We start from the raw sequence: 17,315 nt of genomic DNA, 5'->3' as shown, positions 1-17,315 counted from the left end.
GTTTTTCAATACTAAGTGATTGTTTTTAAACAGAGGGACTTGGGGAGAAAGGGCGCCGAGGCTGTTTGGAAGGGGACGCCGACAACGCTTTGTTGGATTTGCTACAGAGGGGAAATGCAGCGGATGGTCGCAGCTGTGGAGGGCGTTTTTCACTGACCGGACGGCGATCCGCTGCAGTCAGTAGGATGGGTCGAGGAGCCTAGCGAGGATACGCATCAGGGACGCTTGATGGGTATCGCTGCTCTCAACGGGTTTTCCCGCCGTGCAGGATGGTTTCAGCCCGCCGGACTTTCGAGGCGGATCGCCGTCCGGCCCATCCTGCGTTCGGCGCCTACAGCGTCGGCCACAGCCGCGGGTCGATCTTCACCTGGCCGTCGCGGCCCCAGGCGGTGAGCGATTCGACGAACCAGCGGGGGTCCTGCGGATGCTGCACGTCGAGGTCGAGTTCGGCGTAGTAGCTGCCGTCACTGTTGAACAACACCTCCAGCTGCAGCCGTTCGGCCTTGTCGCGCCAGTAGCCCTGATAACCCGAGCGGCCGTTCACCGGGTCGGTGACGCGCACGAAGGCCAGGTAATCCGGGTCGACGTGCGCTGGCAGCGCATCCTGGCGGAAGCCCTGGGCGCTCTGGCGCAGGCGCTGGATGAGCAGGGTTAGGGTACTGCGCAGATTGCTCGGCAAACGGCAGGCCTGTCCTTGAGGTCCACGCATGGCGGTACTCCTTGATGTGGCGGGAGCCAGGTCAGCCGGCGCTGGGCATGGCTTCGTGGCTATGGCAGTTCTTCGGGCAGACGCGACTGCAGGAGCCGCAGCCGATGCAATCCAGTTCGTTGCCCAGGGTCATCACGCTGCGAACGTCGTCGAGGTCTTCGTCGTCCAGTTCGATCAGCTCGAACACGTCGCGCGGGCAGACCTTGAAGCAGCGCCCACAGCCGATGCAGGTGCTCTGGTCGACGCTGACGACGAAGGCCGGCGTCCAGCTCTGGCCGCCTCGGGTTAGGCCGGTAATGTTCATCGGGATGCCTCCTCGGCAAGTTGTTGCAAACGTGCACTGGCATCCGCCCACGCCTTGCAGGCGTCATAGGTGGATTGCGCGATGCGGGGTATCTCCTCGTAGGCGGCGGGCAGGCGATCCTCGACCAGATCGTGCAGCTGCCCGGCCCATTCGCTGGCGATGCGCTTGAGCTTGCGCACTTCTTTGTCCAGCGCCTGGCTATCGGTAGGTTCCATGTGGTGGCTCTCCTTACAGGCCGGCGACGTCGGGGAAGCGCTCGATCATCGCCAGCGCCGCGTCGATGTGCTTGGTGGCTTCGGCTTCCATCGCATCCAAGGTCTCGAAGCCGAAGCGGTGCACGTCGCGCAGGGTGCGCTCGAACACCACCAGTTTGCCGACGGTGATCAGCACGCGGCCGAAGCCTTCGTGGCTGAGGTTGATCAGTGGCACCGCCATCAGCTTGCACTGGCGTTCGATGAGGGTGGCGATGGCGTTGTAGAAGGCCTTGATCCGCGCCACCACGATCTCGTCCGGGTCGCCGATCACCGGCATCTCGCGGCGCTGGGCCTTGGTCACCACGAAGGGCTCGAGCACGCGCGCGTCGGACCAGCTGTCGTAGGTGCCGTAGCTGTCGATGGCGCGCATCTGCTTGACCATCTCGCGCTTGAAGATCTCGTCCTGCTGAAGTTCGGCGACTGCCTGGCTCATGGGTGTTCTCCGCTGTCTGGGGGGGAATCGTCGAGGTGCTGGCTGACCAGCAGGGGTTGGCGGCTGCCGAGCAGGTGCGTCAGGCCGAGGCCCGCGCAGAGACCGAGCAGCGCGCCGCCGATGGCGGCGAAATCGCCGTACAGCGAGCCGACCATCGCACCGACCACCACGCTCAGGCTGGGCACTCCGTAGGCATAGAAACTGGCACGCAGCAGGTCGGCCTCGCGGACCGAGAGGATCACGCTCTGCCCGTCGCAGAGCCCGTCGTCCGGGGCGATGTCCAGTGCGTCATCGTTGCCGGCGCAGCTGCCGCGTACCTGGCAGGCGCCACAGGCGGCGGGCGTTTCGCCATGCATGCGCAATTGGCCGTGGGCGTCACGGACGACGCGGGCGCGGGTCTCGATCATTCCTGCCAGGCCTCGCTGAGCAAGGCGTCGAAGCGTTTCTCGTCACGCTCGCCGTGCAGCGCCCTGCGCAGCCACACGGGCGCGGCGTCGGTCTGGGTGGCGTCGATCAGCTCGCGCAGGCAGTCGTCGATGGCGCTGCCCTCCTCGACCTTCATCGGCTGGATGCCGGCGGCCAGCAACTGCTTGATCGCCGAGCCGCCGACCGCCACGCAGTACACCGCCGCGCAGCCGCCGAGCAGCTCGATCTTGCTCGCCAGCTTGCCTTCGTGGCCGTCCATCAATACGTCCGCCTCGCTGAACTCGGCGACCTCCACCAGGCGCGTGACGGGCGGCTCGAAGGCGTAGATGGCGAATGCCTCGGCGGCGCCGAAGTGCTGATCGATCAGCTGCCGGTCGGAGCTGGCGAAAGCGATGCGCAAGGACATGCGGTTTCCTCCTCGAAGCGTTACCAGTTTCAGGTGGCGCATGGCGACGGCACCTGCGGTGCGTGCGCCGGACTGCCGTCGGCCGGGCGCACCGCGTAGATCGAGCGATAGGGCTGGACCTCGTGCTTGTGGATTTCGCCAAGCATCAGGTTGGCCAGGTTGCACAGCGTTTGCCGGGTGCCGCGGTAGCCGATCCACAGTTGCATCTGCCCGCCGATGCGGTCGTACAACGGCCAGCCGGCGCGTTGCAGCGGAATGTCCAGGCGCTCGGCGCTCTGTGCGGCGTGGGAGTTGGCCAGCAGCAGCTGCGCGTGGCCCTCGGCGGCGAGTTTCTCCAGATCCTGCAGGTCGCCGATCTTCACCTGCGCGCAGGCCAGTTCGGCAAGGATCGGCGCCTGCGCCGGCGCCACCGCGGCGACGGTTTCGCCGCCCATGGAGGCGACCAGGTCGGCGAGGGCGAACAGCAGGTCCGGATCGGCGGCGATGGCGTAGCGCGCATAACCGAGCATGAAGTGGGTGTCGACCATGCAGTCCTGCAACTGCGCGCGCTGGCGCTCGAGGCTTGCCGGCACCGGCTGGCCGCTGAGCTGGCGCAGGCAGTCGACCAGCGCATCGACGCGCTGCAGGCCCATCAGGCTGTCGAAGCGACGGTCGGGTACGTCGGTGCGCGCGGCGAGAATGTCCGCGGCCTTGCCCAGCGAGCGGCCGATGACCAGCGTCAGCGCCGCTTCACCCAGCGTGGCGAAGGCTTCTACCGGCGTACCGCCGACGCTAAACGGGGTGAACTGCGCGTCGGTCAGGTGGCCGTCCAGCGCATCGGCGAGGTCCGGCAGCACCACCGGGGCCAGGCCGAAGGCTTCGATCAGTTCCTTGAGCTGCTCGATGTCCGCGGCGGTCAGCAGGCTGCCGGCGAGCACGTTGACCTGGCGCGGGCGGCGCCCTGCCCGGCTGCGGTCCTCGACCACCAGCGCATCGAGCATCGCTTCCACCGCCAGCGCATAGCCGCTTTCCAGGCAGCCGCTGTAGTCCGGCGTGTTCACCGCGATCACCGGGGTCGCCGCCAGCTCAGGGTGCTGCGCGCGGAACTCGCGGACCAGCCGGTGGATATCGGTGCCCTGGGTTTCCGAGAGCCCGGTGGTGGGCAGCCCGACCAGCGCCGGCTTGCGCTTGCCGATGATCCCGGCGAGGCCTTCGAGGACGTTGTCATCGGCGCCCATCACCGCGCTGCCGTGGTCCATGGCGCTGGTCTGCAACGGGATCGGCTCGCGGAAATGCCGCACCAGGAAGACCTTGGCGAACGCCGTGCAGCCCTGCGAGCCGTGCATCATCGGGATGGCGTTGCGGATGCCGAGGAACGCCAGCGAAGCGCCGACCGGCTGGCTGACCTTCAGCGGATTGACCGCCAGGGCCTTGTCGCGACGAATGATCTGCGCCATGGCTCAGGCCTCCGCCGCGTGCAAGGTGGCCGGCTGGTCCCAGGGCGCGCGTTCGCGCACGGCCTGCCAGACCGGCGATTCGAGGGTCAGCGCGATCTGCCGGGCGAGTTCCAGCATGCCCTGGTAGCCGGCATAGCCGAACTCGCGCTCCTGGTTGATATCGAGGAACGGCAGGCGCGCCTTCAGCGCGGTGTACATGTTGCGGCCGCCGGCGATCAGCAGATCGGCGCGGTAGTCGCGCATGCAGTCGAGCAGCGCCTGCGGGCTGCCCTCGTCGAGCATGCGTGCCTCCTCGCCCATCAGCTCGCGGATGCGCTGCTTGTCTTCCTCGGTGGATTTCTTGGTGCCGGTGGCCACCACGGTCATGCCCAGGTCCTGCAGCGCGGAGACCACCGACCAGGATTTCACCCCGCCGGTGTAGAGCAGCACGCGCTTGCCATCCAGGCGCGCGCGCCACGGCGCCAGGGCCAGGTCGATGCGCGCTTCCTCGCGGGCGATGAGGGTTTCGACGCGGGCCGCGAGGTCCTCGTCGCCGAGCATGCGGGCGATGGTGCGCAGCGCTTCGGAGGTGTCGTTGACGCCGTAGAAGCTGCCCTCGAACCAGGGCACGCCGAAGCTGCTCTCCAGTTTGCGCGCCACGTTCAGCAGCGCCTTGGCGCAGACCACCATGCTCAGCTCGGCGCGGTGCATGGCCTGCACTTCGTGGAAACGCGCGTCGCCGGACAGCGTGCAGATCACCCGCAGGCCGAGCTCGTCGAGCAGCGGCAGCACATGCCAGAACTCGCCGGCGATGTTGTATTCGCCGATCAGGTTGATGTCGTGCACGCGGATGCCGGGACGCGCGGCGCTGGGCGGCAACGGCAGGGGTTCGCCGGTGCCGATCACGTACTTGAACATCGCCTCGCCGGCCAGGCGGTTGCCCATGTTCTTGGTGCCGTAGAAACCGGCCGCGTCCACCGGCACCACTGGCACGCCGAAATGCCCGGCGGCGGCCTTGCACACGGCGTCGACGTCGTCGCCGATCAGTGCGGTGACGCAGGTGTTGTAGACGAACACCGCGGCGGGCGAGAACTCTTCCACGGCCTGGCGGATCGCGTGGAGCAGGCGTTTTTCGCCGCGGCCCATGATCACGTCCTGCTCGGTGAGGTCGGTGGTCATGCCGATGCGGTACAGCGTCGGCCCGGAGGAGCGCGTGCCGCGGTTATCCCAGGAGCTGCCGGCGCAGGCGATCGGGCCGTGGACGATGTGCGCCACATCGGCGATCGGCAGCAGGGCGATCTGCGCGCCATCGAAGGCACAGCCGCCGTCGGTGGCACCCGGCTTGGGCTTGGCGCACGCGGATTTTTCCTTGTGGTTGTGGCTGCAAGCGGGTTCGTCGAGCAACTGGGCGATGTCTTTGGCGTGCATGGCGGTCACCTGCGGCTGGATGCGATGAGCCTCGCAAGCGGCATGCCATAACTATCTGATTGTTTTTAAAGGATTTTGTATGTGAGGTTTTGTGGCGAAGCCGACAATCGGGCCGCTCCGCGGGGGATTGCCGACAAGCCATCGTCAGAGGGCGACACGCGGGGAACGCCTGCCCGGAGCCGGGCAGGCGCTGGGGATCAGCAGTTGTAGGGTGATTCCAGCCAGCGTTTGAGCAACGCGGCTTCGCGATCGGGCAGGTAGTGGAAGCCGGCCTGCTCGTCGTCCAGCAGGTGCTGGGCCAGCTCGGCCGGTACGCTGGCGCCGGCGATCAGGTGGAAGTACCAGGCACCGCGGTAGCCGGCCAGGCGCTCGAAGGCCTGCAGCTGCCTGGCCAGCGCCAGGCCGCGCTCGCGCAGACTCCAGGGAAAGCTCTGCAGCGGACGCTCGCGCACCGCCAGCATGCGCAGGCGGGTCTGGCGCTGGTGGAACACATCGAGGCTTTCCTGTTGCTGCACCAGCCAGTGCTTGCACAGCGGCTGGTCGGCGGCGCTGCCGATCTGCCATTCGCGGATGAAGCGCTGGACCGGGTCGTCATTGGCCTGGCTGTCGAGCAGCACGCGGACATCCACCAGACGCGACAGCCGATAGCGCGGCGCCGCCACCGGCTGCGGGGTGATCGAGGCCGGCTGCAGCGGTTCGAGCAGGTCCTGCAGGTCGTTGGGGTTCGGGTCGTTGGGCAACAGGCGGCGCTCGAAGACTTCCTGCAGCTCCTCGACCTCGACCTGCCAGAACGACGAGGCGCCCGGCGCGTACTGGGCGACGAAGTAGTGGATGCAGCCGTTCAGGCGGGTCACCACCGGCTGCGTCTCGACCAGCTCGCGCAGCACCGCGGCGAAATCCTCGTCGTGCTGCTGGTAGCGCAGTTCCAGCCAGTCCTCCAGCGAGGCGTTGAGCAGGCTGCCGCCGGGGCTACGCACCGCGCCGCTGCGGTACCAGCCGCCGACGCTGCGGCGGTACTGGAAATCCAGGTCCGGCAGCAGCTTCGCCAGTGTCGCCAGAAGCGCGGCATGGTGCGGGCGTGGCCGGGTTTCCGCGATGCGTTCGGCCAGGGCGGCGGTGGTCGGCCAACTGGGGCTCAGGAGCTGCTGCATGGATCGTCCTCATCCAGGTCGTTGTCCAGTGGGTCGCCAGCGAGACGCCGGGCCACCAGGTTGCGGATATCTTCTTCGGGGTCGTCGGCGAGAGGCGCCAGGTATTCCAGGGGTACGCGCACGGCGGCGCGCAGGCGCACCAGCCAGTCCGGGTCGTTGAGCAGGCCCACACGGGTTTCCAGCAGGCCACGGCTGGCGACGATGGTGCGCACCTGCGGCTCCGGATCGTCGCGCAGCAGACGCAGGGCGAACGCCGGCAGCCGCCGAGCCACCGCCTTGCGCACCTCGCTGTCGCTGTCATGGGCCAGTCGGCGCAGTTCGCCCAGCGGCAGGCGCTGGGCGACCAGCAGGCGCACCAGGTAGTCGCTGTCCTCGATCAGCGCGCTCAGGTGTTCGGCCGGCAGGCGGCTGGCCAGGGTCACGCGCACCTCGCGGTCGGGGTCGCCGAGCAGCGCCGGCAGTTCGGCGACCGGCAGGCGGCTGGCGACGGCGCGGCGCACCACTTCGTCAGGGTCGTTGATCAGCGAGGAGATCGACTCCAGCGGCGCATAACGCACGGCGATGGCGCGGCGCTCCCAGAACAGGTCGTGCAGGCAGCCTTCGGCGCATTCCGGGTTGCGGCTGAGGAAGGCGTCGTTGAGGCGACCGTTGCGCACCTGGATGCAGGCGTTCTGCGGCGTGCAGCGGCCCACGGCGAAGCGTTCGGCGCGGTGCGGGCAGTTTTCGCAACGCGCCAGCGCGGGCACCGCCTCGAGCGCGGGGCCGGCGACGGGAGGCGGCGGTCGGACCATGTGCTGCGCCGCCCGCTCAGTCATCGACGGCGAGGATGACATGCGAGGCCTTGATCAGCGCGGTGAGCATCTGTCCGCGGTTGAGCTCCATGTCGTCGGCGCTCTCGTGGGTGATCACCGCGGTGAGCGTTCGCCCGCTGGCCAGCGCCAGGCCGACCTCGGTGTTGATCGGCCCTTCGCGCACGCTCTGCACCAGGCCGCGGAACTGGTTGCGCGCGCTGCAGCGCAGGCTGTCGTTGCTGCTCAGGATGACCCAAGAGGCCTTGATCAGGGCGATCGCTTCGCCGCCGATTTCCAGGCCCAGGCGGGCGATGCTTTCCTGGGTGACGGTGGCCACCAGCGGTTGTTCGGCGCCGATGTCGAGGTGCACTTCGCTGTTGATCGGCCCGGTACGGATCTCGTCGATACGGCCGAGGAACTGGTTTCTCGCGCTGGTGCGCATGTCCCATCTCCTTTTCAGGCGGTAGCTGTGCTGGAAGCCCTCGAAGCGCACCTTCAGGCTGTCCAGGGTCTGCAGGAAGGCGTTGAAGTCGTGGCTGCGATCGCCGAGCAGCGCGAGCGCCTGGTGGCCGTGCTCGCTGAGCCGCGCACTGCCGTCGGCATTGCAGTGCACCAGCGGCAGGGGCGAGAGGTTGTTCAGCCATTCGACCATCACCCCGGCGCGCTCCAGCTCGATGCCCTGCTCCGCGGCGGCACCGTGCAGCGAGCCGTGGCGGGCGATGCCGGCGAGCAGCAGCAGGGGATCGCGGCGGGTCCGGGCGGGCGCGGGGGTGGGGTTCAGATAGCCGAACATGGGCAGCACTCCTGGGTGCGGATCAGTCGTCGTCGTGCAGTGCCAGCACCACGCCGCTGGCATTCTGCGCATCGTTGGTCAGGCTCGCGCAGTGCTCGCGGGCATCGACCAGGTACAGGCTGAACCCCTCGCCGCCGCGGACCGGCTGCAGCTTCGGCGGCACGTCGTTGTCGCTGCACAGGGTCAGCGAAAGGCCGGGAAAGGCCAGGCGCAGTTCGGCCAGGCGCGCATCGTCGAGCGGCGCTTGCGCGGCCTGGGCGGCGAGGTCATCGAGCAGGGCTTCTTCGAGCATGCGGACTCCTCAGCTTTCCAGGTCGACGGCGAAACGCGCCAGCGAGCGGCTTTCCACACCCATCACCTTGGCCAGCCACGGCGGTGGCGCCGGCAGCACGGCCTGCAGTTTGGCGAGGGCTTCCTGCGCCGGTGCCGGCTTGGGGAATTTCAGCGGATGCACGCCCGCGCGGATCACCTTGGCCGCCGCCGGACCGCCGATGGATTGCACGTAGAGCAACTGGCAGTCGCCGATCAGTTCGGCGCGCGCGGCGTTGCGGTCGTCGCTGGCATCGGCTGCCGCGGTGCTACGCAGTTCGCGCAACAGCGCCTGCTCGGTGCTGACGTCGTAGATCAGGAAACGCGGGCAGGAACCGAAATGGCCGTCGAGCATTTCCTGGCTGTTGGAAGCCACGGCGACCCGCAGGTGCGCGCCACCGGGCAGCTCGACGGCGCTGGCGGCCGGCAGCGCTTCGTCGCCGTCCTGCTCGCCCCATAGGTAGCGCACCGCCTGCTTGAGCGTGGGCGCGGCGATGTCAGTGGCGATTTCCAGTTCCTCGTCGCCGATCAGCAGCGCGCGCAGATCCTCGACGGTGAGTCCGGCGAGCTTGTTCTCGTCGATCGGCAGGCCGAGCTTGCCGCCCAGTGCGGCGATGAACGAGGCCGGGTTTTCCAGGCCGAGCGCGCGCGACGCCAGGGCGATGCGCAGAGCGGCGGCCTTGCTGATGCTGGACATGGCGAACTCTCCTTCGGGCGTGCGGCGCAGAATAGGGGGCGCCGCAACCCCGGCATGCCGACCCGAATCAATCTTTGTCGCGTCGGCGCATCGGTTTACGGTTCAGTCTTCCGCGCCGCCAAGCCGGCGGGCGCGGAACGACATGGGCAATTTCGGCGTCCGCTCGAGCGGATCGATGAAGTAGCTCTGGCCGTTGGCCAGTTGCAGCTCGCCGCCCCATTTTTCCGGGCCGGTGAATTCCAGCGAGACGATCCTTTCTTCCAGGTCCTTCTTCGGCAGGTAGAACAGCAGGCTGCCGCCGTTGTCCTGGCTGATCATGATGTTGGCCATCTGCATTTCCTTGCTGAATGAAAAATCGCCGGGCGCCTTTCCGACATCGCCTCGCGACGGCCCGGACAGGCAACCGCCAGCGATGACGGGCACAAAAAAAGCGACGCGGTAAGGGGACCCACGTCGCATAAGGAGCTCGGTATCAGCGCACCAGGTCGAAGTTGAAGTCGGTGACGCCCATTTGCATGGTGTCGGCATCGAGCTTCTCGAGGACCGCGTTGACCAGAGTGGTCAGCATGGTCATCGCGCCTTCGTAACCCAGGGTGGTGGCACGGTGCAGGTGGTGGCGGTCGAAGATCGGGAAGCCGATGCGGATCAGCGGAACTTCGGCGTCCTTGCCCTTCTGCAGGGTGTCGCGCTGGATGAACTTGCCGTAGGAGTTGCCGATCATGAAATCGGGTTTCTCGGTGAACACCAGCGAGCGCAGGTGCCAGAGGTCATGGCTGTGGAACAGCTGGGTGGCGTTGTTCACCGGCGCCGAGGCTTCGAGCATCTTGTTCATCGCCTTGAGCCAGCGTTTGCCACCGTTGTTGCACAGTACGTGAACCGGCTCCGCACCCAGTTCCAGGAGGAACTTGGTCATGCCCAGGGTGAAGTCCGGGTCGCCCCACAGGGAGAAGCGCTTGCCGTGCAGCCAGGTGTGCGAGTCGGTCATCATGTCGACCAGGCGGCCGCGCTCGGTGGTCAGCGATTCGGAGATCGGCTTGCCGCTGATCTTCGATACCGCCATCAGGAACTCGTCGGTCCACTCCAGGCCCATCGGAATGTTGAGCTTGGGTATTTCGTGCTTCCAGGTGTCGGTGACCAGCTTGCGGGTTTTTTCCATCTGCAGCGGTTGCAGGAAGAGGGTGGTCAGGGCGTTCGGCGCGTCCTTCACTTCATCCTGGGTAGTGCCGCCGGCGTACATGCGGAATTCCCCGTCGGCCGGGGTATCCAGCACTTCGGACGGGTCGGAGAGCAGGCTGTAGTCGACGCCCATCTCGCTCATCATGCGTTTCATCACGCGGAAGTTGCCCAGGTAGGTCTCGAAGCCCGGCACCAGGTTGATCTTGCCGTTGCTGCCGACGACCTTGCCTTCCATGTGGTTGAGGGTGAAGTAGCGGGCGATGCCTTCGAACATGTTGTCCCAGCCGGTCACGTGGGAGCCGACGAAGGACGGGGTGTGCGCGTAGGGCGTGGCGAAGTCCTGGTCGATGTAGCCTTCCTTCTTGGCGTTGTTGATGAACGCGTTGAGGTCGTCACCGATGACTTCGGCCATGCAGGTGGTGGAGACGGCGATCATGTCCGGCTTGTACAGCGCCTTGCAGTTCTCCAGGCCGTCGTACATGTTCTTCTGCCCGCCGAACACCGCCGCGTCTTCGGTCATGGAGTCGGACACGCAGGACAGCGGCTCCTTGAAGTGGCGGTTGAAGTAGGTGCGGAAGTACGCGACGCAGCCTTGCGAGCCGTGCACGTAGGGCATGGTCTTCTCGAAGCCGATCGAGCAGAGCACCGCGCCCAGCGGCTGGCAGGCCTTGGCCGGGTTGATGGTCAGGGCTTCGCGCTGGAAGTTGAGTTCCTTGTATTCGACGCTGGTGGTCCAGAGGAAGGTCTCGTCGACCTTGGCCTGGCCATGGCTGTTCTCGAAGTTGGCCTTCTTGTCACCCAGCGACTGCTTGTATTCGTCCTTGCGGAACAGCGGGTAGCTGGGCTTGATGTCGTCTGCGTTTTGCATGCTGCTCTCCTCGCCGCATCGCCAATCTGCGAATCACGGCTAGAAATAATGCGGTGGGGAACGGCCGGCGGCCGCCCCGCTGAAACCCGACGCCGCACCCGCGGCGTCGGGCAGACGCGTATCGCGATCAGGCGATGGCGCGCTGCTCTTCCTCGACGGGCTTGAGCCACGGCGGGGTGAGGTTTTTCCAGCAGGGGTTGTTCAGGGTCATGTCCATGTCGCGGGCGAAGATGGCGAAGCCGTCATAGCCGTGGTACGGACCGGAGTAGTCCCAGGAGTGCATCTGGCGGAAAGGCACGCCCATCTTCTGGAAGATGTACTTCTCCTTGACGCCCGAACCGATCATGTCCGGCTTCACGCGTTTGACGAATTCCTCGAATTCGAAACCGGTGACGTCGTCATAGAGCAGCGTCGCGTTGCCCATTTCCGGAACGGTGCGGTCGTAGTCGTCGTTGTGACCGAACTCGTAACCGGTGCCGACCACGTCCATGCCCAGGTCCTCGTAGGAACCGATCACGTGGCGCGGGCGCAGGCCGCCGACGTAGAGCATCACGCGCTTGCCTTCCAGGCGCGGGCGGTACTTGGCGATCACCGCGTCGACCAGCGGCTGGTACTTGGCGATGACGCGCTCGGCGCCTTCCTTGATGTGGTCGTCGAAGAACGCCGCGATGGCCCGCAGGCTCTCGGCGATCTTGGTCGGGCCGAAGAAGTTGTACTCGACCCATGGGATCCCGTACTTCTCTTCCATGTGCCGCGAGATGTAGTTCATCGAACGGTAGCAGTGCAGCAGGTTGAGCTTGGCTTTCGGGGTGTTTTCCATTTCCGCCAGGGTGCCGTCGCCGGACCACTGGGCGATCACCCGCAGACCCATCTCTTCGAGCAGGATGCGCGAGGACCAGGCGTCGCCGCCGATGTTGTAGTCACCGATGATGGTGACGTCGTAGGGGCTCGACTCGAAGGCGGTACCGCCGCCCTCGCGCTCGAACACCCAGTCGCGGATCGCGTCGTTGGCGATGTGGTGACCGAGGGACTGCGAAACCCCGCGGAAGCCTTCGCAACGGACCGGGACGATCGGCTTGGAAAGCTCCGCCGCGCCCTTCTTCGACACCGCTTCGATGTCGTCGCCGATCAGGCCGATCGGGCATTCCGACTGCACGCTGATGCCGCGTGCCAGCGGGAACAGGCCGTCGATCTCGTTGATCAGCTTGGCCAGCTTCTTGTCACCGCCGAAGACGATGTCCTTCTCCTGGAAATCCGAGGTGAAGTTCATGTCGCCGAAGGTGTCCACGCCGGTGTGGCCGACGTAGTAGTTGCGGCGGCCGGCGCGCGAATACTGGCCGCAGCCGACCGGGCCGTGGGAAATGTGGATCATGTCCTTGATCGGACCCCAGACCACGCCCTTGGAACCGGCGTAGGCGCAACCACGGATGGTCATCACCCCGGGCAGCGACTTGCGGTTGGACGTGACGCATTTGGTGGTCTTTTCCTGGTCGTTGACGGCCAGGTGCTTGGCGCGGTCTTTCTGCGCCTTCTCCGGATAAACCTCCAGCACCTCTTGGATGAGGGCGGCGGCTTCTTCCTTGCTGAGCGTTGCCATGTTGATCTCCTGCGCCGGCCCACTAATCCGTGGAACCAGCCATAGGTAATGACGGCTTGTTGCCTACGAACGTCCCGCGGGTCTCGCGACCGCGCGGGGGTTCACGCATCAGGCGCTGGCGGCTTCTTCGTGTGCGGCCTTGCCGATGATGCTTTCGTCTTCCTCGTCGAGGATGCCGAACTCCATCAGCAGGGATTCCAGCTCGTCCATGGTGATGGGCGTCGGAATCACGAAGTTGCGGTTGTTGACGATCTTGTTCGCCAGCTGGCGGTACTCGTCGGCCTGCTTGGCCGTCGGGTCGTACTCGACCACGGTCATGCGGCGGATCTCGGCGCGCTGCACGACGTTGTCGCGCGGCACGAAGTGGATCATCTGGGTGCCCAGCTGACGGGCCAGTTCCATGATCAGTTCGTCTTCGCGGGCGGTGTTGCGGCTGTTGCAGATCAGGCCTGCCAGACGCACGCTGCCGGAGTTGGCGTACTTCACGATGCCCTTGGCGATGTTGTTGGCCGCGTACATGGCCATCATCTCGCCGGAGCAGACGATGTAGATCTCCTGCGCCTTGTTCTCGCGGATCGGCATGGCGAAGCCACCGCAGACCACGTCGCCGAGTACGTCGTAGAACACGAAGTCGAGGTCTTCCTCGTAGGCGCCTTCCTCTTCGAGGAAGTTGATCGCGGTGATCACACCGCGGCCAGCGCAGCCAACGCCCGGCTCAGGGCCGCCCGACTCGACGCACTTGATGTCGCGATAGCCGACCTTGAGCACGTCTTCGAGCTCGAGGTCTTCCACGCTGCCGGCTTCGGCGGCCATTTCCATGATCGAGTTCTGGGCCTTGGCGTGCAGGATCAGACGGGTGGAGTCCGCCTTCGGATCGCAGCCGACGATCATCACCTTCTGACCGGCTTCGGCCAGGGCGGAGACGAGGTTCTGGGTGGTGGTGGACTTGCCGATACCACCTTTGCCGTAAATGGCGCATTGACGCAGAGCCATGCTGGTTTCTCCTTGTTGCGTGGAATTGACGAAGCGAAATTCGCCCTCGCAATTCCCTAGCGCAAGGCCTGTGCCAGCTTTTGACTGATAGTTAACCCATTGAAATAAATAAAGATAATAAAAAATCGCAAATCGTTGTAGCGGTGTCGGAGGCGACAACGACAAAGCCATTGTCGGAGTGGCGACAAGCCTGAACGACCTTGTATCGGTCTCGCTATACCCACTTTTCAAGTAAGGGTATAAGGAGGCGATTCGCTCACAGGAGGAGCCGTCATGAAGATCGCCTTCGCTACCCAGGATTACGCTCGGATCGCCAAGCACGCCGGCCAGGCACGCCATTGGCTGGTGTTCGACACCGAGTTCGCCGAGCGTCCGGCGCAACGCATCGAGCTGCAGCGCGAGCAGACCTTCCACCACCTGGCTGACGGCGCCGCCCATCCCCTCGACGGGGTCGAGCTGATCGTCGCCGCCAGCGCCGGCGACGGTTTCGTCCGCCATCTGCGCAAACGTCGGCAGGAGGTGCTGCTCACCGAACAGGGCGACCCGCACCTGGCCTTCCAGCGGCTGCTGCGCGGCGAAACGCTGCCCGCGCCCGGCTTCGACCCGGCGCGCGTGTTGTGCAAGATCCACGACCTGTTCTCGAGGCATTGAGCGATGAGCGTATCCGTACTCGATGACGGGCAGCTTCACCAGTTGCTGCGCGACGACGTGCCCTCCGGCGACCTGACCACCGATAGCCTCGGCATCGGCGGCCTCGCCGCGCGCCTCGATTGCTCGGCACGCCAGGCCATGACGCTGTGCGGCGTCGAGGAGGCTGCGCGGCTGTTCCAGATGCTCGGCGCACGGGTGGACATGCATGCGTATAGCGGCCAGGCGCTGGCCGCCGGCACGCCGATCCTTTCCGTCGAAGCCCGCGCCGGCGTGCTGCACCAGGGCTGGAAGACCGCGCAGGTACTGATGGAGTGGGCCAGCGGCGTGGCCACTGCAAGCGCCGCCCTGGTGGCCGCCGCCGCGTCGTTGCCGGTGGCCTGCACGCGCAAGAGTGCGCCGGGCACCAAGGTGCTGGCCATCAAGGCGGTTCGCGCGGGCGGCGCGACGCTGCACCAGCTCGGCCTGTCGGAGACCCTCCTGCTGTTCGCCGAGCACCGGCTGTTCCTCGACCAGGCGCCGGGCGACACCCTCGCCAGGCTGCGTCGTCGCGAACCGGAAAAGAAGATCGTGGTGGAGGTCGGCGATCTCGGCGAGGCGTTGCGCTGGGCCGAGGCGGATGTCCTGCAGCTGGAGAAATTCACCCCGGCGGCGCTGGCGGCGGTGCGCCGCGCGCTGGAGGAGTGGCCGTCGCGGCCGCTGCTCGCGGCGGCTGGAGGCATCCATGCCGGCAACGCGGCGGAGTACGTCGCTGCCGGGGCCGATCTGCTGGTCACCTCATCGCCGTTCTCGGCGCCGCCCAAGGACGTACAGGTACGTTTCGGCCGGCCGCTCGCCACTGTGTAGCAAGTGCGACATCAGGGCCGCACTGTGCGTAGCAGACCGCACCAAAGGACCCTGGTGTTCACAGGAAACCTTTCTGATTCAATGGGTTGAAGAGTTGGCGCCGGGTTTGCAATGGATCGTTAAAACCCGGTGAGGAACCCGCCATGACCCCCGAGCTCCCCGTAGAACTGATCGCCGCGCGCCGTGCCGGCACCCTGGTGCCGATGCTTGGTCCGGCCGCGCTGGATGGCGTGGTCGACGCCCAGGGCCAGGCCATTCCGGCCGACAGCGAGAGCCTGATCCTGGCGCTGAACAACGGCCAGCCGATGGCCAAGAAGCTGATGTACGAGTTTCCCCGCGCCGCAATGAACGTCGAGCTCAAGCGCGGCCGCAGCGCGCTGGTGCGCTTCTTCGACGCCACCTACCGCGACCACGCCTGGAGCGCCTCGGCGCTGCATGGGCGGATCGCCGAGCTTGACCCGCCCTACGTGGTCGATTTCAACCGCGACACCCAGCTGCAGGATTTCTGGGCCACCCGACCGCACCTGCTGGTGGTCGGCATCGCCCGGCTGAGCGGCGAATTCGCCCGCTACCGGCTGTTCCAACACGATGGCGAGGGTTATCGCGCTGTCGCCGAGGACACCCTCGATAGCAACCTGCCGGTGTTGTTCAAACCGGTCGGGGCGGCGCGCCCGGAATCCCTCTACGTCGCCTCGGACGCCGACTACGTCGACTACCTCACCGAACTGATGGGCGGCTTCGGCATGCCGGCGTTCCTCAAGCAGCGCCGCCTGGGCATGCAGTATTTGCTGATCGGCCTGCGCCTGAACCGCGACACAGAACGCATGCTGCTCTCCGACATCGTCTGGGGCGCCGGCGAACCCGCCGGCTGGGCCTGCATGCCGGAGTGTTCGGCCAAGGAGCGGCGTTTTCTCGAACGCGCCGGCTTCGTCGTTCTCGACCTTGCCCCAGAGCAAGTCCTGAACGGTTTGAGTCCGCATCATGAACCCCTCGTCCGCCATCCCGCCGGAGCACATCCATGAGCCACGCTTCCTACCCGCTGCACCTGCACTACATGGGCCTTCCGGCCCTGGACAATTCGCGCCAGGCCTTCTTCGGCCTGCTCGGCGCCCTGCCCTTCGCCGAACGCGAAAACACCGCGCCGCAGGTGATCGAGCGGATCATCGAGCGGGCTCGCGAACACTTCGCCCTGGAAGAGCGCTTCATGCAGGCGACCGCCTACGGCAAGCAACGCGAGCATTGCGAAGAGCACCAGGAAACCCTGGACATGCTGCAACGCATGCAGGCGAGTTTCGGCCAGGCCAACGGCCGGCGCAGCCGCGAAGCGCTCTACCAGCGCGTGCTGCGCAACCTCGACGAACACATCCAGAGTCTGGACGCCTGCCTGGCGCTGCACCTGCAGCGTCCGCAAAGCTGGGAAGCGCAACAGCAGGTCGCCTGAAGGCCGTCCATTCCGTCGCGTTTCCCCGGAGGTCGCCCATGAGCGCACTGCACCTGAGCCGCCCCTTGCTGAATGCCGAACAGGTCTGGCTGGCGAGCAGCCACGGCCTGCCCAACGACCGCTGGCTGGCGCGCATGCTGGCCAGCCAGCGATTCGGCCACAGCGCCCTGCCAGACGGTCTGGGCCTCGCGCCCGCGGACTTCGAGGTTCTGTTGCAGCGGCATTTCCCCGGCCTGGGGCAGGCTCCGGGCACTGCGCCGGCGGCCGCCAGTCACCGGCGCGACGACTGCCAGGCGTTGGAGCAACTGCTGTTGAGCCACCGTGCCGGCAACGACCCCAGTGAAACCTGGATGGCCAGCATCCTCGCCCACGGCTGCCTGGGGGGCGATCACCTCTGGTACGACCTCGGCCTCTGGTCGCGCGACGACCTCAGCGCGCTGCTGGCGAGCAACTTCCCGGCCCTGGCCGAGCAGAACCGCTTCAACATGAAGTGGAAGAAATTTCTCTACCGCCTGCTTTGCGCCGGACGTTACTGCCGCTCGCCGAGCTGTCAGGACTGCATCGAATTCAGCGAGTGCTTCGGCCCGGAAAGCTGAGCGGTCCGTCCGACTCATGGCCCGCTTGCAGGCC

22 protein-coding genes are annotated in these 17,315 nt (G+C 66.3%); 5 read left to right on the top strand and 17 right to left on the bottom strand.

The features are described from left to right. Window positions 1-331: 331 nt before the first annotated feature. The 17 genes from B3E91_RS09975 to nifH all read right to left on the bottom strand — a co-directional run bounded on the left by B3E91_RS09975 (window position 332) and on the right by nifH (window position 13,750). On the bottom strand, window positions 332-709 hold the full coding sequence (locus B3E91_RS09975) for a hypothetical protein (RefSeq protein WP_090231417.1): 378 nt from the start codon (window positions 707-709) through the stop codon (window positions 332-334). 31 nt (window positions 710-740) lie between these two features. Further along, a complete protein-coding gene (gene fdxB / locus B3E91_RS09970) occupies window positions 741-1,013 on the bottom strand; it encodes a ferredoxin III, nif-specific (protein ID WP_090231416.1) in 273 nt (90 codons plus the stop codon). Further along, the gene (locus B3E91_RS09965; protein WP_090231415.1) at window positions 1,010-1,228 is read right to left on the bottom strand and encodes a CCE_0567 family metalloprotein; all 219 of its coding nucleotides are present in this window, start codon (window positions 1,226-1,228) and stop codon (window positions 1,010-1,012) included. Before B3E91_RS09965 ends, fdxB begins: the two co-directional genes overlap by 4 nt. A gap of 13 nt (window positions 1,229-1,241) precedes the next feature. After that, a complete protein-coding gene (locus B3E91_RS09960; RefSeq protein WP_287029301.1) occupies window positions 1,242-1,700 on the bottom strand; it encodes a NifX-associated nitrogen fixation protein in 459 nt (152 codons plus the stop codon). Beyond that, window positions 1,697-2,107 carry a SoxR reducing system RseC family protein gene (locus B3E91_RS09955; RefSeq protein WP_090231413.1) on the bottom strand — a complete coding sequence of 137 codons (411 nt, stop codon included), beginning with the start codon at window positions 2,105-2,107 and terminating at the stop codon, window positions 1,697-1,699. The genes B3E91_RS09960 and B3E91_RS09955 overlap by 4 nt, the downstream gene beginning before the upstream one ends. Then, a complete protein-coding gene (locus B3E91_RS09950; protein ID WP_287029298.1) occupies window positions 2,104-2,532 on the bottom strand; it encodes a NifB/NifX family molybdenum-iron cluster-binding protein in 429 nt (142 codons plus the stop codon). Before B3E91_RS09950 ends, B3E91_RS09955 begins: the two co-directional genes overlap by 4 nt. Before the next feature lie 29 nt (window positions 2,533-2,561). After that, window positions 2,562-3,968 (bottom strand): nitrogenase iron-molybdenum cofactor biosynthesis protein NifN, encoded by a 1,407-nt coding sequence (gene nifN / locus B3E91_RS09945; RefSeq protein ID WP_287029295.1) that lies wholly within the window; start codon window positions 3,966-3,968, stop codon window positions 2,562-2,564. 3 nt (window positions 3,969-3,971) lie between these two features. After that, the gene (nifE, locus tag B3E91_RS09940; RefSeq protein WP_287029293.1) at window positions 3,972-5,375 is read right to left on the bottom strand and encodes a nitrogenase iron-molybdenum cofactor biosynthesis protein NifE; all 1,404 of its coding nucleotides are present in this window, start codon (window positions 5,373-5,375) and stop codon (window positions 3,972-3,974) included. Window positions 5,376-5,572: 197 nt separating this feature from the next. Next, window positions 5,573-6,526, bottom strand: a complete 954-nt coding sequence (locus B3E91_RS09935; RefSeq protein ID WP_287029292.1) for a hypothetical protein — start codon at window positions 6,524-6,526, stop codon at window positions 5,573-5,575. Continuing rightward, window positions 6,511-7,317 carry a 4Fe4S-binding leucine-rich repeat protein gene (locus B3E91_RS09930; RefSeq protein WP_273233628.1) on the bottom strand — a complete coding sequence of 269 codons (807 nt, stop codon included), beginning with the start codon at window positions 7,315-7,317 and terminating at the stop codon, window positions 6,511-6,513. The genes B3E91_RS09935 and B3E91_RS09930 overlap by 16 nt, the downstream gene beginning before the upstream one ends. A gap of 16 nt (window positions 7,318-7,333) precedes the next feature. After that, window positions 7,334-8,110, bottom strand: coding sequence for a TOBE domain-containing protein (locus tag B3E91_RS09925; RefSeq protein ID WP_287029291.1), 777 nt, complete (start codon window positions 8,108-8,110; stop codon window positions 7,334-7,336). Between the two features lie 22 nt (window positions 8,111-8,132). Further along, window positions 8,133-8,402: a DUF6129 family protein gene (locus B3E91_RS09920; RefSeq protein ID WP_273233630.1), complete on the bottom strand. Its 270-nt coding sequence runs from the start codon at window positions 8,400-8,402 to the stop codon at window positions 8,133-8,135. A 9-nt stretch (window positions 8,403-8,411) separates the two neighbouring features. Further along, complete coding sequence (locus B3E91_RS09915) at window positions 8,412-9,116, bottom strand: dinitrogenase iron-molybdenum cofactor biosynthesis protein (RefSeq protein WP_287029290.1); 705 nt, start codon at window positions 9,114-9,116, stop codon at window positions 8,412-8,414. 102 nt (window positions 9,117-9,218) lie between these two features. Further along, window positions 9,219-9,446 carry a putative nitrogen fixation protein NifT gene (gene nifT, locus B3E91_RS09910; protein ID WP_090231404.1) on the bottom strand — a complete coding sequence of 76 codons (228 nt, stop codon included), beginning with the start codon at window positions 9,444-9,446 and terminating at the stop codon, window positions 9,219-9,221. Window positions 9,447-9,588: 142 nt separating this feature from the next. Further along, complete coding sequence (gene nifK / locus B3E91_RS09905) at window positions 9,589-11,160, bottom strand: nitrogenase molybdenum-iron protein subunit beta (protein ID WP_287029286.1); 1,572 nt, start codon at window positions 11,158-11,160, stop codon at window positions 9,589-9,591. Between the two features lie 127 nt (window positions 11,161-11,287). Further along, on the bottom strand, window positions 11,288-12,757 hold the full coding sequence (gene nifD, locus B3E91_RS09900) for a nitrogenase molybdenum-iron protein alpha chain (RefSeq protein ID WP_090231402.1): 1,470 nt from the start codon (window positions 12,755-12,757) through the stop codon (window positions 11,288-11,290). A gap of 108 nt (window positions 12,758-12,865) precedes the next feature. Next, window positions 12,866-13,750 carry a nitrogenase iron protein gene (nifH, locus tag B3E91_RS09895; RefSeq protein ID WP_090231401.1) on the bottom strand — a complete coding sequence of 295 codons (885 nt, stop codon included), beginning with the start codon at window positions 13,748-13,750 and terminating at the stop codon, window positions 12,866-12,868. Between the two features lie 273 nt (window positions 13,751-14,023). Between nifH and B3E91_RS09890 the strand changes: the two genes are divergently transcribed. The 5 genes from B3E91_RS09890 to B3E91_RS09870 all read left to right on the top strand — a co-directional run bounded on the left by B3E91_RS09890 (window position 14,024) and on the right by B3E91_RS09870 (window position 17,281). Further along, on the top strand, window positions 14,024-14,401 hold the full coding sequence (locus B3E91_RS09890) for a NifB/NifX family molybdenum-iron cluster-binding protein (protein ID WP_090231400.1): 378 nt from the start codon (window positions 14,024-14,026) through the stop codon (window positions 14,399-14,401). Between the two features lie 3 nt (window positions 14,402-14,404). Continuing rightward, window positions 14,405-15,244, top strand: coding sequence for a ModD protein (gene modD / locus B3E91_RS09885; protein WP_287029281.1), 840 nt, complete (start codon window positions 14,405-14,407; stop codon window positions 15,242-15,244). A gap of 143 nt (window positions 15,245-15,387) precedes the next feature. Then, a complete protein-coding gene (locus B3E91_RS09880) occupies window positions 15,388-16,266 on the top strand; it encodes an SIR2 family protein (protein ID WP_287029279.1) in 879 nt (292 codons plus the stop codon). Further along, on the top strand, window positions 16,263-16,685 hold the full coding sequence (locus B3E91_RS09875; RefSeq protein ID WP_287029277.1) for a hemerythrin family protein: 423 nt from the start codon (window positions 16,263-16,265) through the stop codon (window positions 16,683-16,685). The genes B3E91_RS09880 and B3E91_RS09875 overlap by 4 nt, the downstream gene beginning before the upstream one ends. A gap of 38 nt (window positions 16,686-16,723) precedes the next feature. Then, window positions 16,724-17,281 (top strand): nitrogen fixation protein NifQ, encoded by a 558-nt coding sequence (locus tag B3E91_RS09870; protein ID WP_287029274.1) that lies wholly within the window; start codon window positions 16,724-16,726, stop codon window positions 17,279-17,281. The last annotated feature ends 34 nt before the right edge of the window (window positions 17,282-17,315 follow it).

Source organism: Pseudomonas sp. UBA6310 (genome assembly GCF_002438225.1).
Taxonomy (GTDB): domain Bacteria; phylum Pseudomonadota; class Gammaproteobacteria; order Pseudomonadales; family Pseudomonadaceae; genus Pseudomonas_O; species Pseudomonas_O kuykendallii.
Note: the sequence above shows the minus strand (reverse complement) of the source record. Positions and strands in the feature narration are given on the sequence as shown.

Excerpts from the sequence above, each read along its gene's own strand:
- B3E91_RS09975 (WP_090231417.1), bottom strand. The coding sequence starts at position 709 with ATGCGTGGACCTCAAGGACAGGCCTGCCGTTTGCCGAGCAATCTGCGC.
- fdxB (WP_090231416.1), bottom strand. The coding sequence starts at position 1,013 with ATGAACATTACCGGCCTAACCCGAGGCGGCCAGAGCTGGACGCCGGCC.
- B3E91_RS09965 (WP_090231415.1), bottom strand. The coding sequence starts at position 1,228 with ATGGAACCTACCGATAGCCAGGCGCTGGACAAAGAAGTGCGCAAGCTC.
- B3E91_RS09960 (WP_287029301.1), bottom strand. The coding sequence starts at position 1,700 with ATGAGCCAGGCAGTCGCCGAACTTCAGCAGGACGAGATCTTCAAGCGC.
- B3E91_RS09955 (WP_090231413.1), bottom strand. The coding sequence starts at position 2,107 with ATGATCGAGACCCGCGCCCGCGTCGTCCGTGACGCCCACGGCCAATTG.
- B3E91_RS09950 (WP_287029298.1), bottom strand. The coding sequence starts at position 2,532 with ATGTCCTTGCGCATCGCTTTCGCCAGCTCCGACCGGCAGCTGATCGAT.
- nifN (WP_287029295.1), bottom strand. The coding sequence starts at position 3,968 with ATGGCGCAGATCATTCGTCGCGACAAGGCCCTGGCGGTCAATCCGCTG.
- nifE (WP_287029293.1), bottom strand. The coding sequence starts at position 5,375 with ATGCACGCCAAAGACATCGCCCAGTTGCTCGACGAACCCGCTTGCAGC.
- B3E91_RS09935 (WP_287029292.1), bottom strand. The coding sequence starts at position 6,526 with ATGCAGCAGCTCCTGAGCCCCAGTTGGCCGACCACCGCCGCCCTGGCC.
- B3E91_RS09930 (WP_273233628.1), bottom strand. The coding sequence starts at position 7,317 with ATGGTCCGACCGCCGCCTCCCGTCGCCGGCCCCGCGCTCGAGGCGGTG.
- B3E91_RS09925 (WP_287029291.1), bottom strand. The coding sequence starts at position 8,110 with ATGTTCGGCTATCTGAACCCCACCCCCGCGCCCGCCCGGACCCGCCGC.
- B3E91_RS09920 (WP_273233630.1), bottom strand. The coding sequence starts at position 8,402 with ATGCTCGAAGAAGCCCTGCTCGATGACCTCGCCGCCCAGGCCGCGCAA.
- B3E91_RS09915 (WP_287029290.1), bottom strand. The coding sequence starts at position 9,116 with ATGTCCAGCATCAGCAAGGCCGCCGCTCTGCGCATCGCCCTGGCGTCG.
- nifT (WP_090231404.1), bottom strand. The coding sequence starts at position 9,446 with ATGGCCAACATCATGATCAGCCAGGACAACGGCGGCAGCCTGCTGTTC.
- nifK (WP_287029286.1), bottom strand. The coding sequence starts at position 11,160 with ATGCAAAACGCAGACGACATCAAGCCCAGCTACCCGCTGTTCCGCAAG.
- nifD (WP_090231402.1), bottom strand. The coding sequence starts at position 12,757 with ATGGCAACGCTCAGCAAGGAAGAAGCCGCCGCCCTCATCCAAGAGGTG.
- nifH (WP_090231401.1), bottom strand. The coding sequence starts at position 13,750 with ATGGCTCTGCGTCAATGCGCCATTTACGGCAAAGGTGGTATCGGCAAG.
- B3E91_RS09890 (WP_090231400.1), top strand. The coding sequence starts at position 14,024 with ATGAAGATCGCCTTCGCTACCCAGGATTACGCTCGGATCGCCAAGCAC.
- modD (WP_287029281.1), top strand. The coding sequence starts at position 14,405 with ATGAGCGTATCCGTACTCGATGACGGGCAGCTTCACCAGTTGCTGCGC.
- B3E91_RS09880 (WP_287029279.1), top strand. The coding sequence starts at position 15,388 with ATGACCCCCGAGCTCCCCGTAGAACTGATCGCCGCGCGCCGTGCCGGC.
- B3E91_RS09875 (WP_287029277.1), top strand. The coding sequence starts at position 16,263 with ATGAGCCACGCTTCCTACCCGCTGCACCTGCACTACATGGGCCTTCCG.
- B3E91_RS09870 (WP_287029274.1), top strand. The coding sequence starts at position 16,724 with ATGAGCGCACTGCACCTGAGCCGCCCCTTGCTGAATGCCGAACAGGTC.